The organism is Oceanicaulis sp. HTCC2633 (genome assembly GCF_000152745.1).
Taxonomy (GTDB): Bacteria; Pseudomonadota; Alphaproteobacteria; order Caulobacterales; family Maricaulaceae; genus Oceanicaulis.
The window spans coordinates 938,101-951,932 of record NZ_CH672428.1 but is presented as its reverse complement, the minus strand read 5'-3'; the positions used below and the strand labels follow the sequence as shown (position 1 = coordinate 951,932).

The 13,832-nt window shown below is 60.9% G+C and carries 16 protein-coding genes and 1 tRNA gene; 8 read left to right on the top strand and 9 right to left on the bottom strand.

What is annotated here, in order from left to right; translation table 11 throughout:
* The first annotated feature begins 170 nt into the window (after positions 1-170).
* On the top strand, positions 171-362 hold the full coding sequence (locus tag OA2633_RS04605) for a hypothetical protein (protein ID WP_040612472.1): 192 nt from the start codon (positions 171-173) through the stop codon (positions 360-362).
* Here the strand turns inward: OA2633_RS04605 and OA2633_RS04600 are convergent.
* The 4 genes from OA2633_RS04600 to OA2633_RS04585 all read right to left on the bottom strand — a co-directional run bounded on the left by OA2633_RS04600 (position 347) and on the right by OA2633_RS04585 (position 3,546).
* The gene (locus OA2633_RS04600) at positions 347-1,069 is read right to left on the bottom strand and encodes a hypothetical protein (protein WP_009801321.1); all 723 of its coding nucleotides are present in this window, start codon (positions 1,067-1,069) and stop codon (positions 347-349) included. The genes OA2633_RS04605 and OA2633_RS04600 overlap by 16 nt on opposite strands.
* Before the next feature lie 56 nt (positions 1,070-1,125).
* Positions 1,126-1,557 (bottom strand): PaaI family thioesterase, encoded by a 432-nt coding sequence (locus OA2633_RS04595; protein WP_009801320.1) that lies wholly within the window; start codon positions 1,555-1,557, stop codon positions 1,126-1,128.
* A gap of 199 nt (positions 1,558-1,756) precedes the next feature.
* Positions 1,757-2,758 carry an NADP-dependent oxidoreductase gene (locus OA2633_RS04590; protein ID WP_009801319.1) on the bottom strand — a complete coding sequence of 334 codons (1,002 nt, stop codon included), beginning with the start codon at positions 2,756-2,758 and terminating at the stop codon, positions 1,757-1,759.
* Positions 2,755-3,546, bottom strand: coding sequence for a DUF3667 domain-containing protein (locus OA2633_RS04585; protein ID WP_009801318.1), 792 nt, complete (start codon positions 3,544-3,546; stop codon positions 2,755-2,757). Before OA2633_RS04585 ends, OA2633_RS04590 begins: the two co-directional genes overlap by 4 nt.
* Positions 3,547-3,706: 160 nt before the next feature.
* On the opposite strand from OA2633_RS04585, the gene gltX reads away from it, so the two are divergent.
* Positions 3,707-5,059: a glutamate--tRNA ligase gene (gene gltX, locus OA2633_RS04580; protein ID WP_009801317.1), complete on the top strand. Its 1,353-nt coding sequence runs from the start codon at positions 3,707-3,709 to the stop codon at positions 5,057-5,059.
* A gap of 498 nt (positions 5,060-5,557) precedes the next feature.
* On the opposite strand, the gene map is transcribed toward gltX, so the two are convergent.
* The 4 genes from map to sfsA form a co-directional block, all read right to left on the bottom strand.
* Positions 5,558-6,382: a type I methionyl aminopeptidase gene (gene map, locus OA2633_RS04575; protein WP_009801316.1), complete on the bottom strand. Its 825-nt coding sequence runs from the start codon at positions 6,380-6,382 to the stop codon at positions 5,558-5,560.
* A gap of 99 nt (positions 6,383-6,481) precedes the next feature.
* Entirely contained in the window at positions 6,482-8,086 is a 1,605-nt protein-coding gene (locus OA2633_RS04570; RefSeq protein ID WP_009801315.1) for a M28 family metallopeptidase, read from the bottom strand.
* Positions 8,087-8,175: 89 nt separating this feature from the next.
* Positions 8,176-8,685: a thioesterase family protein gene (locus tag OA2633_RS04565; RefSeq protein WP_241760691.1), complete on the bottom strand. Its 510-nt coding sequence runs from the start codon at positions 8,683-8,685 to the stop codon at positions 8,176-8,178.
* Positions 8,682-9,383 (bottom strand): DNA/RNA nuclease SfsA, encoded by a 702-nt coding sequence (gene sfsA, locus OA2633_RS04560; protein WP_009801313.1) that lies wholly within the window; start codon positions 9,381-9,383, stop codon positions 8,682-8,684. Before sfsA ends, OA2633_RS04565 begins: the two co-directional genes overlap by 4 nt.
* Positions 9,384-9,454: 71 nt before the next feature.
* Between sfsA and OA2633_RS04555 the strand changes: the two genes are divergently transcribed.
* Entirely contained in the window at positions 9,455-10,207 is a 753-nt protein-coding gene (locus OA2633_RS04555; RefSeq protein WP_009801312.1) for a molybdopterin-binding protein, read from the top strand.
* A gap of 137 nt (positions 10,208-10,344) precedes the next feature.
* On the top strand, positions 10,345-10,965 hold the full coding sequence (locus OA2633_RS04550) for an ATP-dependent Clp protease proteolytic subunit (RefSeq protein WP_009801311.1): 621 nt from the start codon (positions 10,345-10,347) through the stop codon (positions 10,963-10,965).
* A 303-nt stretch (positions 10,966-11,268) separates the two neighbouring features.
* Here OA2633_RS04550 and OA2633_RS04545 read toward each other — a convergent pair.
* Positions 11,269-11,352 (bottom strand) — tRNA-Leu (locus OA2633_RS04545).
* 12 nt (positions 11,353-11,364) lie between these two features.
* Between OA2633_RS04545 and OA2633_RS15755 the strand changes: the two genes are divergently transcribed.
* The 4 genes from OA2633_RS15755 to OA2633_RS04535 all read left to right on the top strand — a co-directional run bounded on the left by OA2633_RS15755 (position 11,365) and on the right by OA2633_RS04535 (position 13,454).
* Positions 11,365-11,754, top strand: a complete 390-nt coding sequence (locus OA2633_RS15755) for an AbiV family abortive infection protein (protein ID WP_162010966.1) — start codon at positions 11,365-11,367, stop codon at positions 11,752-11,754.
* Positions 11,720-11,977: a hypothetical protein gene (locus OA2633_RS16040; protein ID WP_009801310.1), complete on the top strand. Its 258-nt coding sequence runs from the start codon at positions 11,720-11,722 to the stop codon at positions 11,975-11,977. The genes OA2633_RS15755 and OA2633_RS16040 overlap by 35 nt, the downstream gene beginning before the upstream one ends.
* A 703-nt stretch (positions 11,978-12,680) precedes the next feature.
* Entirely contained in the window at positions 12,681-12,956 is a 276-nt protein-coding gene (locus tag OA2633_RS04540; RefSeq protein ID WP_009801309.1) for a hypothetical protein, read from the top strand.
* Between the two features lie 66 nt (positions 12,957-13,022).
* Positions 13,023-13,454 (top strand): hypothetical protein, encoded by a 432-nt coding sequence (locus OA2633_RS04535; RefSeq protein ID WP_009801308.1) that lies wholly within the window; start codon positions 13,023-13,025, stop codon positions 13,452-13,454.
* Positions 13,455-13,832: the final 378 nt, after the last annotated feature.

The window sequence follows — 13,832 nt, the reverse complement described above, 5'->3', positions numbered from 1 at the left end:
GGAATCGCAACCCGCCAACGTTGGACAGCGCCATGAAGCGCGATTCTGATCGTTGATTGCAAGGCTATACAGGCGTTTCCGCTGAATTGGTGTGCAGTCCTAACGGGAAATTACGCGTTATGGTAAACAAATGGCTACGAAAACGGCCTGTTGTTTGCTCTCAGGAAACCATGACCTACGCACCTGTCTCATGGCTGAACAGAATCAGCGCCATCGGCCTCGCGGTCGCCGCCACCTGCCTGTCCTATGCAGGCTTCGTTCACATGTTCGGAAACGGCACGCTGGCCTGCTTTGTCGCCGCGGTCATAGGCGGCGGCATAGTCGGGCGGATGCAACGCGCGGCGCGTCAGGGCCAGATATAGGCGCCGAACAAGGCCGTGACCTGCATGACGAGGCCGGCGATCAGGATCAGGATGATCAGAACCAGCGTCATGAGCAGGCTGTAACCCCAGCGCTTCAAGCCCGTGCCGATGATGCTTTCGGGCATGCCTCTGAAGAACGCCTGGAAATACCCCAGCATCACCAGACCCATCCCGATCGACCAGGGAAGGTCCAGCTGGGTCTGGGGTATCATCACCACCAGACCGATCGTGCTGCCGGCATTGAGGGTCGCAAACATCAGGTTGAGATTGACGCTGAAGGGGCGACGTTCGCCCATCAGGCGCAGGACCAGCACCGAGCCCGCGGTGAACAGGCCGACCAGGATGGGCTGAAGGAAACCGATGATGGTTCCGAAAATGGCGTAGAATTCGTCGAGCGGTCTGTCGACCAGGGTCTGCAGGTCCTGCAGCTGCTCTTCAGAGAGCCGGCTGAGCGACTGTTCGAGTATGCCGGCATGGCCGCCCCAGATGACTGACAGGGCGACCTGCACGCCCATCAGCCCCAGAAAGAGACGGATCATGGGGGTGAAGCGTTCACGGTCACGCTCCACAATGGCCCGCATGACCGAGCGGGGGCTGGCCAGCAAGGCGTAGAGCGTTTTGATGCTGCGCAGATTGAAGCCCAGCGTGTCTTCGATCAGATCCTCGCGATCCTTGCGGTCCTGATCCTCAATCTCTGACCCGCTCATGCGCGCCCCCTTGCCCCGGAAGGGACAGTGTGGCCCGAAACGCGCTCGCGTTGAAGCTAGTCTTCCTTGTGATCGCCGCGCCGCTGGGGGTAGAGCACCATTTGGGTGCAGCGGAAGACCGCGATTTCCTTGTTGTCGCCCTCGCGCCAGCAATTGGCCGACCAGACCTGGGTGGTGCTGCCGCGGTGAATGGGGACGGCTTCGCCGATGACCCGGCCTTCGCGGGCGGTTCCGAAGAAGCTCGAGGAGACTTCGATGGTCGTAAAGCCGATGGCGCGATCAGGCATGTTCATGCCCGCGCCATACCCGGCGAGGGTGTCGAGCATGGCGATGATGGTCGCCGTATGCAGGAAACCGGTCGGCGCCTGCAATTCGGGCCGCACCACAAGCGCTCCGCGAATGCGGGTCTGAGTGGCCTCGAGAACCTCAAGCCCGACAAGGCCGGCGAGACGGCCCTCTGCACGCGCGTTCAACTGATCTACGTTCATGGAAACCCTCGGTCCTCTGACAGACGACCGTCCTGTCTCGAATAACGGTACGGGTAACCATTAGAACCAAAGTCTTCACAAGACGTATAACAGGCGTGTCGAGCCGACTGGAACTCGCCTTGTGAATGTAGCCTTGGAATCAAGGCCGTGTTGAAGTCCGGTCCGGCGACTGTGTTGGCGTCGCCGGACCGGCGCAGCGTCAGAGCTTGACCAGCATCTTGCCGATATTGGCGCCTGTGAAGAGCCCCATGAAGGCGTCCGGGGTCTGCTCGATGCCTTCATAGACGGTGTCGCGGGTTTTCACCTTGCCCGCCATCATCCAGTCCGACAGATCCGAGATGAACTCGCCCTGCAGATCGAAATGGTCTGACAGGATGAAGCCCTGGACCTTGAGCTTCTTGGCGATGATCTGGGTGAGGTTGGTCGGGCCGGGCAGGGGCTGGTCGTCATTATAGCGGGCAATCATGCCGCAAACGGCCATGCGGCCATGGGGCTTGATGACATCGAGCGCGGCTTGCAGGTGATCGCCGCCGACATTCTCGAAATAGGCGTCCACGCCGCCGAACGGCTCGGCCGCCGCGCGCACGGCGCCGGCGAGATCGTCCGTGGCCTTGTAATCGACCACGGCGTCCGCGCCGATTTCAGAACAGAAGGCCGTCTTTTCCTCGCCGCCGGCGGTGGCGATGACATTGGCGCCCATGGCCTTGGCGAACTGAACGCCGGCCGAGCCGACCGCGCCGGCCGCTGCGCTCATCCACAGGGTTTCGCCAGCCTTGAGTTCGATGATGCGCTTGAGGCCGATATAGGCGGTCATGCCGGTCAGACCGGCCACGCCCAGATAGGCTTCAGGCGGAAGCACGCTGGCGTCGATCTTGGTGAGGGTGTTGGCGGGCGCCACATAACCTTCGCGCCAGCCCTTCATGCTCATGACCCAGTCGCCTTCGGCAAAGCCGTCGGCATTGGACGCAACGACCTGTCCGACCGCGCCGCCCTCAAGCGGGGCGCCGACCTCGAAAGGGTCGATATAGGTTTTCACGCCGATCATGCGACCGCGCATGTAGGGGTCGACGGACAGCCAGGCGTTCCTGACCAGAACCTCGCCTTCGCCCGGTTCGGGAAGCTCTACCTCCGCCATCTCGAAATAGTCCGATTTCACGGGGCCCGTGAAATGCTGGGTCAGGCGGATTTCGCGAGAATTCATGGCGCTGTGTCTCCCCTCAGCTCGATGATGTCCGACACGTTCAGATCAAAGCGATGCTCCATAACCTGATCGAAGGTGAGGACCTGAAGCAGCAAGGTGATCACTATGGTGACGGGGGTCAACAGGACGAAGGAAAAGAGCTTCAGTATCGTGCCCGTCAGCGTCCGGGCGTAGTGAGCGTAGATCACGCGTCCGGTGATGTAGAAATACAGGACCATGACCATCAGCAGACCCAGAGCGACGCTCGCGGCATTGTCCATGAAGATCGCAAGGACCAGCGTCAGGAGGATCTGGGCCGCTGTCATCGTGTTGATGGTGGTCAGATAGACCAGCACCGCGCCGTAGAGCGTGCGCCCGGGCGCATAGGCCTTGAACAGCAGCGCGTAGGGCAGGGAGGAAATCACCATGATCGGCCAGATCATGATCTGCAGCCAGAAGCTCCAGACTTCATTGACCTCTTCCAGGCTGGAGCCTTGTGCGATCAGCCAGGCGTTCAGGACTTCGGGGGCGGCGGGCGTGAAGGCTTCCACATTCTGCGCATCCGGACCGACCATGAAGACCGTCAGGGTCATGTAGATCCCGAACAGGAAGACCAGCAGCCGAATGGGGTTGGCGTAGCTTGAGCTTTCCTGCTGCAGGATCGCGCCTGCGACCTCTTCAGGCTTGAGAAAGCCGTCCTTGAGCGTCCGGATGAAGCTGCGGTTCCAGCCCATCAGACTGTCGAGCATGTCATCGAGCTGGGGCCCTTTGGGTCCCGGACCGACCGGCGTTTGCGGCTCTTGGCTCATCACTTTCCCCCAGCGAAGGCGGCAAGGATCGCCTTGTCCGCTTCAATCATCAAGCGTTTCTCCGCACTCACCCGTTTGACGACGCGAGGGCGGCGGTCTAAAGCCGCGCTTTAGTTCGCGCGCCCGTCGCGCGCCTGTCTCATAATCAGAGTCGATATCCATGACCGTGAAAGTCCGTTTCGCCCCCAGCCCCACCGGCAAGCTGCATGTGGGCAATGTGCGCACCGCCTTGATGAACGTCCTGTTCGCGCGGGGCCAGGGCGGGCAGGTGCTGCTGCGCATCGACGACACGGACCTGGAGCGCTCCACCGCTGAATTCGAGGATGCGATCCGCGCCGACCTCACCTGGCTGGGTCTGAGCTGGGACAAGACGTTCAAGCAGTCCGAGCGCTTCGACAAATACGAGACCGCCAAGGCTGCGCTGATCGAGAAGGGCCTGCTGTATCCGTGCTACGAGACCGAGGACGAGCTTGATCGCAAACGCAAGATCCAGCGCGCCCAGGGCAAGCCGCCGGTCTATGACCGCGCCGCGCTGAGCCTCAGCGATGAAGAGAAAGCCAAGCTGGAAGCCGAAGGCCGCAAGCCGCACTGGCGCTTCAAATTGTCGGGCGGGCGCATCGAATGGACCGATCTGGTGCGCGGGCCGAGCCATATCGAGACCAGCTCTGTCTCCGATCCGATCCTGATCCGCGCCGATGGCAGCTATCTCTACACCCTGCCGAGCGTGGTGGATGACCTCGATTCAAAGGTCACCCACATCATCCGCGGCGAGGACCATGTCACCAACTCCGCCGCGCAGATCGAGATCTTCGAGGCGCTGGGCGGCAAAGGGTCGGCGCCCGCCATGGGCCATATGGCCCTGCTGGTGGGAGCGGATGGCGACAAGCTGTCCAAGCGTCTGGGCTCGCTGTCCATCGAAGACCTGCGCGATATCGAAGGCTATGAGCCGATGGCGGTCTGCTCGCTGCTCGCCAAGATCGGCACCTCTGACGCCGTGGATGCGCGCTCCGAGCTGCAACAGCTCGCTGACGAGTTCGATTTTGGCAAGCTCTCGCGCACCCCGGCCCGCTTTGATCCTGAAGAACTCAGGCGTTTGAACGCCAAGCTGGTGCACGCCATGGATTACGCGGATGTGCGCGATCGCCTGGCCGGGCTGGATGCAGATGGCGGCGAAGCCTTCTGGCTGGCCGTGCGTCCGAACCTGACCGTGCTCAAGGATGTGGTGGAATGGGCGCGTCTGATCGAGGGCCCGGTCACTCCGGCCATCGCCGATGAAGACGCCGACTTCGCCGCCCAGGCCGCCGAGCTTCTGCCCGAAGGCGAGCTGACCGCGGACAGCTGGGGCGTCTGGACCAACGCGCTGAAAGAGGCGACGGGTCGCAAGGGCAAGACCCTGTTCCTGCCGCTGCGCATGGCGCTGACCGGCCAGCAACGCGGACCGGAAATGGCCGAGCTCCTGCCGCTGATCGGTGCAGAAAAAGCCAAGGCGCGTCTCAACGGCGTGACCGTCTAGATCTGGCTTTCATGTGAATGACAAAACCCCGGAGCCAGGCTCCGGGGTTTTTTGTTTATGGGCCTCCGGATCACGTCCGAAGGCGGAGAGGTTAAAGCTCCAAATCTCGGTCCTCGGGCTTGACCCGGGGACCCATGCACCAACAACCCCGCGCGCCAACGCAGGGGAAAGCATAAGACGGGTCGCGCGAGAGCGGGTCGTCTTGTGTTGAAGATGTGCAGTTTGAGAACCGGACCCGGCTCCCGCGCTTGAGATGATTTTTCAGGGTCACCGTCCGGAGACTTCTGCGCTGTCGCGCCGCCGGTGCAGTCAGCGTCTCATCAGACGCCGCTGCCCTGGACCGCCCGGTGAGGGCCCGCCCTTTCGGCCAGGGGCTGCGTTACGGCCTCTGTCCTCGGGACATCCCGCCCCTCCCAGCCTGAACGCGCCGGCCGCCCGTCATGGAAGGAACGAGGAGCAGTATGGCTCGACTCTCAGAGGGGGCGGATAAGTTCGCGCCTAGCCGCAGGGCGGCTGATCGAGACCGGCGGGCGATTTGGTGAAGATCTCGACGCCGTCTTTCGTCACGCCCACAGAATGCTCGAACTGGGCCGACAGGGATTTGTCGCGGGTCACCGCGGTCCAGCCGTCATTGAGGATCTTCACGCCGGGCTTGCCGATATTGAGCATGGGTTCGATCGTGAAGAACATGCCTTCCTCGATCACCGGCCCGGTGCCGTACTCGCCAAAGTGCAGCACGTTGGGCGCGTCGTGGAACAGGCGCCCCAGACCATGGCCGCAGAAATCACGCACCACCGAATAGCGCTGGGATTCGGCATATTCCTGGATGGCGGCGCCGATATCGCCGAACGTATTGCCCGGCTTGACCATCTCGATGCCGCGCATCATGGCTTCATAGGTCACTTCGACAAGGCGGGACGCCTTGCGCTTGACCTCGCCCACGCCGAACATGCGCGAGGTGTCGCCATGCCAGCCGTCCAGCACGCAGGTCACGTCGATGTTGACAATGTCGCCTTCGCGCAGGGGCTTCTTGTTGGGGATGCCGTGACAGACGACGTGATTGATCGAGGTGCAGCTCGATTTCGTGTAGCCGCGATAGAAGATCGTGGCCGGAGCCGCGCCGTGGTCGAGATAGAATTCACGAACCAGGTCGTCGAGTTCCTGGGTGGTGACGCCGGGCTTTACATGATCGACCAGCATGTCGAGCGCACGCGCGGACAATTGCCCGGCCTTGCGCATGCCGTCGAAATCTTCCGGCTTGTGGCGCTTGATATGCCCATCGCGCGTCGGCGCGTCGTCGATCTCTAGCCCGGTGTCAGTCACGTCTCATCCGTTCGTTGCCTGACCCCTATATAAACGCGCCCGGGCCGTGATGGAATGTTCCACGGGCCCGGGCGCGCATTCGTTCGCAGTACCGAGGGTCTACTGGGCGAAGAAGCTGTCTTCGTTCCAGTGCGGGGTCTCGTCGGAATTGGCGATCGCCTCGATGATGGCGAGGTTGATGTTGGCGAACTTGGCGCCCTGGTCAAACATCACGCCGGCATCGGCTTCATCGCCCGGGCTGTGATAGTCGCCGCCCAGGAAGTTCAGGAAGCCCTGGCCTTCATCATCCTCGGGATTGGGGCTGGAAAAGCCCGTCATCAGGAAGAGCGAAGGCACGCCCTGGCGCACGAAGTTGTAGTGGTCCGAACGCACGAACAGGGCCTGTTGCGGGAGCGGATCGGGCGACAGGGTCGCGCCGGCGCTGGCCACGGCGGCTTCCGCGATCGGGCCCAGGCTGGAATGCTCGGCGCCGAAGGCGATCAGGTCGTTGAACTCGTAGCGGATGACCGGCATGTCGAGATTGACGTTGGCGACCATGCCGTTCATGGCCGGGGTGATGTTGGCGGCGATATGCGCCGAACCCAGCAGGCCTTTTTCTTCTGCGGTCAGGCCGACGAAGATCACCGGGCGACGCTGGCGCTCCATCTCGGCCATGGCGCGGGCGGTCTCGATCATGATCGCCGAGCCCGACGCATTGTCGAGCGCGCCGTTGCAGATCCGGTCCACATCCTCTTCCAGGCGGCAGATGCCGATATGGTCGAGGTGCGCGGTCACGATCACCGGCTGGTCGGCCAGGGCCGGATCAGAGCCCGGCAGAACGCCGACCACGTTGTCGGAATAGACCATTTCGCGCTCGGTCTTGGCGGACAGGGCGAGGGTCTGGTTGAAGTCGAAGCCCTCGGGCGTCTCGCCATTGATGGCGGCCTCGACCATGGCGGCATAGTCCTGACCGGCCGCTTCGAACATGCGCGTTGCAACCGCGTCGGAAATGGCGGCGCGCACCTGCAGCTCCGAGGCGGCGGAGGCGGCTTCGGTGGTCATGCTCTCGCCGGCGGCGTAGGGCGCCATGCGCTCGAAGGTGAAGCGCGACAGACCCTCAGGCATCACGGCGATCATGCCGATCGCGCCATTGTCGGCGGCGTACTGCGCCTTGGTGCGGCTGGAATTGAGGTGCGCGGAAATGTCAGACGGCAGCTCGCCCGGCGTGCCCATCAGCACCACCACGATCTTGCCCTCCACATCGAGGCCCTCGTAATCATCAAGTCCCAGTTGCGGCGCGTCGAGGCCATAGCCGACGAAGACGGCGTCCGCCTCGATGCTGGCTTCATCGAGCGCAGCATGTGCGGACACGACGAAGTCCTGGCCCGGGGTCAGGGATTCGCCGTTGAGAACGAAGCTCGCCTCGTCCTGGTTCGCGGACATCACCTGAAGCGGAACCGGCGCGCGATAGCCGTCCATGCCGCCCGGCTCGAGGCCGATCAGGCGGAACTGGCTCTCCATGTAGGCGGCGGCGATGTCATAGCCGCGCTCACCGGCTTCCCGGCCCTCAAGCAGGTCGTCAGCCAGGAAGCGGATATGGGCTTCGATGGAGGACGCCGCCACAACCGGCGCAGCGGTTTGGGTCTGGGCCTGTTCGGGCGCCGGAACGGTGGCGCAGGCGGTCAGCACAAGGGCACTGGCCGCAGCAGCAAGAATGGAACGCATGAAAGTCTCCCCTTAATCACGCGCGGACTATAGGCCTGTCCAGGCGGCGGGAAAACTTTCCGGTCTGTAATGCGCAGATGGGCCGGTTTTCAGCCGCGTTTCAGGCGGGCGTCCAGCGCGTCCGCCGCCTGGCTGAGATCCTCGGCGGGCTTGCCGTAATGGCGGGCGAAACTGTCCACCATTCGCGCCGGCCTGCCTGTGCTGAGCTGGAAGCAGACCAGTTTCGTGACGGCGCGGAAAACGGTCTCTCCGTCCGAGACGCGACGGAACTGGTACCAGCGCTCGGCGCGCAATCTGCCGTCTGACCGGGCGATCCACACGGCGCATGCGATGTCCTCGTCCTTGCGGCAATGACCCAGATAGTCCGCCTCGGTGCGCAGGATCGCCATTCCGCGATCAAGATCGCGGCAATTCTGACGGGTGTAGCCGTCCGCCTCCCAGTGCGCCCAGGCGGTCTGGTCCGCCCAGCGCAGATAGACCGAATTGTTGGCGTGATCGAAGTCGTCGATATCCTCCGTCTTCACCGTGACGGGCAGGATGAAGGGCCGGGGCAGGTCCCAGCCGGCGTCTTCAGGGTTCAGCACGTGGGTCTCGCTCACAGTCTCACCTCGATCTCGCGGATCACCTCTATCCCGTCCAGCGTCACTGCGCACGCCCAGGCGAGGACCTCGACGCCTGCAGCCGCAGCGTCACGCAGAGCCTGGGCGTAATCGGGATCCAGGTCCTCCGCCGGGGACAGCGCGTCGCAATCGGGACGCTGCACGATGAAGAGCTGCACCGCGCGATGGCCCTGACGCACCATCTCGCTGAGCTCGCCCAGATGCTTGGCGCCGCGTGTCGTCACGCTGTCCGGAAACTCCGCCAGCCCCGGGGTGCGCATGAGATGACAGTTCTTCACCTCCACATAGCAGGCCGGCCGGTCTTCGCTCTCGAGCAACAGGTCGATGCGCGAATTGACGCCGTATCTCACCTCGCGCCTGAGGCTGCCATAGCCGGACAGGGCGGGAATGCGTCCTTCCCGGATGGCCTCTTCCGCCAGCGCATTCGGGCGGTGGGTGTTGATGCCCACCAGGGCGCCGTCGGCTTCAAGAACCTCCAGGGTGTATTTGAGCTTGCGTCTGGGGTCGTCGGCATGGCTGAGCCAGCAGCGACTGCCCGGCTCCTTCAATCCCATCATGGAGCCCGGATTGGGGCAGTGCGCGGTGACGGTGTCTCCGGTGTCCAGCGCCACATCGGCCAGGAAGCGTTTATAGCGCTTGATCAGGACGCCGGGATGGAGCGGGGCGGGAAATCGCATCACAAGACCTTGGAGAGCGGGAAGGGGCGGACCATAGTCTGCCCGACCACGCACGCAAGAGAGGGGCGGCCATGAGTGAAACCGGGAACAAGACCGTCAGCGCGGGGATTGTCGTCATTGGCGATGAAATCCTGTCGGGCCGCACCCGTGACATCAATGTGCAGCAGATCGCCGAGTTCCTGGCGCCGCTGGGTATCGGCCTCAAGGAAGTGCGAATCGTCTCCGATGACCAGGACGCCATCATCGAGGCGGTTCAGGCGCTGTCCGCGCGGTGCGATTATGTCTTCACCACGGGCGGCATCGGGCCCACCCATGACGACATCACCGCCGACGCGGTCGCCGCCGCCTTCGGACGCAGCATAGACGTGCGGGCCGATGCGCTCGCCATCCTGGAAGACTGGTACGCCCGCGCCAAGACCGAGGTCACGACCGCGCGATTGCGCATGGCGCGCATTCCCGAGGGGGCAATCCTGATCGATAATCCGGTCACCGGGGCGCCGGGCTTCCAGATCGAGAATGTCTTCGTCCTTGCCGGGGTCCCCAAGATCGCCCGCGGCATGCTGGAGGATGTCGCGCCGCGCCTGACCCGGGGCGCTGTCACCCAGTCTGTCACGGTGCGGCTCGAGGGCGCGCGGGAAGGCGATCTGGCCGAAGCGCTGGGCCAGCTGCAGATCGATTATCCGGAAGTGTCGCTGGGCTCCTATCCCTGGTTCCAGGAGACCGAGGACGGCTCCATCACCCGCGGCGTGGCGCTCGTCGCGCGGGGCGTGGATCCGGAGGCGCTGGCGGAGGTGGAGCGGGCGCTGCACCGGCTCGCGCAATAGGCGCGGGGAGCAACCGCGCCTTAACGCGCTGGAGGCCATGCTTGCCGTCCCGCGCGGGCCATCTTACGTTTTGGCCTGAACCTGCCTTACCGGCCCTGAGCTTCAGGGCTTCCAGCCTGATTTGAGGACCGCCGCTGATGTCTTACGGCTATACCGACCCGATCATCCGCAATGACGACGAAGACGGCGAAGACAATAACGCGCCGAAAACCCCCGATTATGTGGGCAAGGCGCTGTTTGAGAGCCGGACCATCCTGATCACCGGGGGCATTTCGGACAAGACGGCGCGTGAGGTCTGCGCCCAGCTGTTCGCGCTGGCGGCCAAGTCCGACGACCCGATCCTGATGGTCATCTCCTCTCCGGGCGGTCATGTGGAATCGGGCGACATGATCCACGACACCATGAAGTTCATCAAACCGCGCGTGATCGTGCTCGGCTCGGGCTGGGTGGCGAGCGCCGGGGCGCTGATCTATGTGGGCGCTAATAAGGAAGACCGCTACGCGCTTCCCAACACCCGCTTCTTGCTGCACCAACCGTCCGGCGGCGCGGGCGGCATGGCGTCCGACATCGAGATCCAGGTCCGTGAGATGCGCTCCATGCGTCAGCGTCTGAACCAGATTTTCGCTGACGCCACGGGCAAGTCGCTCGATCAGATCGAGAAGGACACCGACCGCGATTTCTGGCTTTCGGCCAAGGATGCGGTTGAATATGGCCTGTGCGGCAAGATCATCACCAGCCAGGACGAGATCAAGCGCTAACCGCCTTATCTTTCTGCCAAACGACAGCGGGCCGGACTTGGAAAAGTCCGGCCCGTTTCGTATTCAGAACGAACGGTGTTCGCGCAACACACGCGGCGGGCGTGGCGGAATTGGTAGACGCACCGGACTTAAAAGCACTGAAAGTACAATCGACTATTGGAAACGGTTTCAAAATTCCAATTGTTGGCGCCTGCCAACCAGTTGTCATCTCTCAACCTTTTATGTGATTTCAGGCTACGCTTATGCGTCACGAGGCGCGTCACATGTGACGCGGCAATTTCTTGAGCTAAACTTGTTTGACTTTGGTGGCCCCTCCCGGACTCGAACCGGGACGCCCGAAAGCCGCAGATTTTAAGTCTGCTGTGTCTACCATTCCACCAAGGGGCCGAGAGTTTGTTTTTGGACCGATCTCCAGCGTATCGCAATGCCGAGCAGCTCATTGAGGATGCTGAATTGCTGTTTACCCACAAGCGTATCAGATCGGCCTATGTGCTGTCCGTTCATGCGTTTGAGGAGCTAGGAAAAGCCATTCTTCGGGCAGAAGGGGAGGCAAGTACGAAGGATTTAGAAGATCATAAAAAGAAGCTGCGAAGAGCCCTGCGTTGGATTATTTACTCAAACAGCTTTTTCATGTCCGCTGATCAAGTTATTGCTAGCGTTATAAAGAATATTAAATTTTCCAATAAAGATGAGGTTATGGTAGAAAAATTCTTATCTTATTTTTCGGAGAATTTAAGTGTAGATAGGGAGAGCGATGGATATCGTGATGCTTTATCTAAAAGTCATTGATTTGCTTTCAGTTCGTTCTGATGATTGGCCCAATACAGCAATTGTGGATGGGGCTTTTTCCACGAATTTGGCAAGAATGACTGCTTTGTATGATGATCTTGATGTTATATCATCAGAGGAGTGTCTGCGATTTATTCAGGAAATTAAGAATGGGTTGTATTTGTTCAGCCTTCATTGGTCGGATGACTTTCAAAATTTCAATGTTGATGACGACGTAATGTGACGCGGATCAGTAAGTATGTGACGCGAGACGTCACAATTCGCGTCACATGTGACGCGAGGGCTCTAAAATTAGATCGAGCGCGTATGAGTTATCTCCAAGCATAGCTTAGCGAAAACGGTGATTGGTTTTACCATCTGAACTTCGTGCGATAATACTTAAAATCCGTTGGGCGGCAACGCCCGTGCCGGTTCGACTCCGGCCGCCCGCACCAGTTTTTCCCGATGCTTAACACCGTCCGGACTTTCGCTCCTCGCTACGCTGCGGCCACAGGAGTAAGCGCTTTACACGTATGGCGAGTAAGGCCTGACCTTTGACAATCCTGATGCGAAGGTTTTCGTGATAATCAAGAGCAGTTACCATAAAAATGATGTAATTGGATGCAAAGAATCCCCAATCTGGATTTTATGCAATTGTAGCTTGCTGGAGTTTCATGACTTATTCGGCTCTATAGGAATAGAAATTATTAACTGTAAAAAATAATCATACATATTGCCAATATGCATCTATCGAATCCAAATTTACAAACAAGTGAAGTTTAGGTAGTCATTTGTAGTGGGTCCTGGCTTTGGATAGATCACTGTATGCGCGCTTCTTGCTGCACGAGGCGCCAAATATCTGGTATGCGGCTGTAGGCGGTGAAGTCACCATAGACAAATCAGTCAGAAACCTTCAAAGACTCTCAAGGCGAATAGTCGAAGAGCGTTTGAGCGGACTGATCATTGATTATCGTGCGGCGCGCTTGAACTTGATGGCCGGTGAATTCGCGGAACTGGCGAAACGGTTCAGTCTCTTTCTGCCGCCCTATTTTCAGGTGGCCTATCTGACCAATCGTCGAAATGCGCCACAAGCGGCTTTAATGATCAAACTGCTGATTGAGAACGGTTTGTTCGTGCGAGGTTTCGCGGAGTGGGAGGTCATGGCGAAATGGCTTGGCTGTCCGTATGCGGTGGATCCCATTCCTTCGACTGTTTGGCTCTAGCAAGAATGCGCCTCGTCGCTCAAATCGCTCAGAAGTTATTAAATTATAATCGGGCAAGGCGGCAGGATGAAGCATCCCGTCTACGCCAGTCAGCTGATCTTTGAAGCGCCAAGGGTTTGGTGCTTCGCTCTGGGGGCAGGGGGTACGCTCGAGCAGTCTGCGGCTTTGATCCGGGATCTGGCAAGGCGGCTCGCTCGCCCGGTTCTGAGCGGTCTCATCATTGATTACAGGGCGGCGGTCCTGCGGCGTTTGATCAACGAGTATTCAGAGCTGGCCTTGAGCATGAGCATCCATGTGCCGCCCGGATTACGGGTCAGCTATCTCAGCAGCGGGCGAAACAGCCGCCCAGCGGCGCTCATGGTGGATCTCTTGCGAGAACGCGCCGTGGATGCGCGCTCTTTCACCGACTGGAGCGATGTGCTGGGCTGGCTGGGATGCGACGGCTCAATTTCGGACCCCTTGCCTAATCACGATGAAGACTCCGTGGTCCTGATCTAGTCTCCCGGGACCACGGCAGGCGTCACCCCGGCGCGAGGTTGGCGCAGTGCGTCGCCTGTCAGCAGCAGGGCGCTCAGGATGATGCCCGCGAACACGCCCCAGGCGGCCGGGTTCTGATAGCCGCTGGCCCCATAGGCTAGGAAATGCGCACTGGCGCCAATCAGGAGCAGCGTTGATCCTGTCAGTTTGAGACCGCAGGACAGTCCTGCCTTGGAGGGGGCGAATTGGCTGAGACCGGCGAGGGCGACCAGGCCGATCCAGAAGACCGGCGCCAGCAGCGAATCTGCAATCCCGAAGACCCGATCCAGCGTCAGGCACAGTCCGATCAGCGCCACCGGTCCCCAGACCAGGGCGATCCAGGCGCGTTCAAGCCGGGGC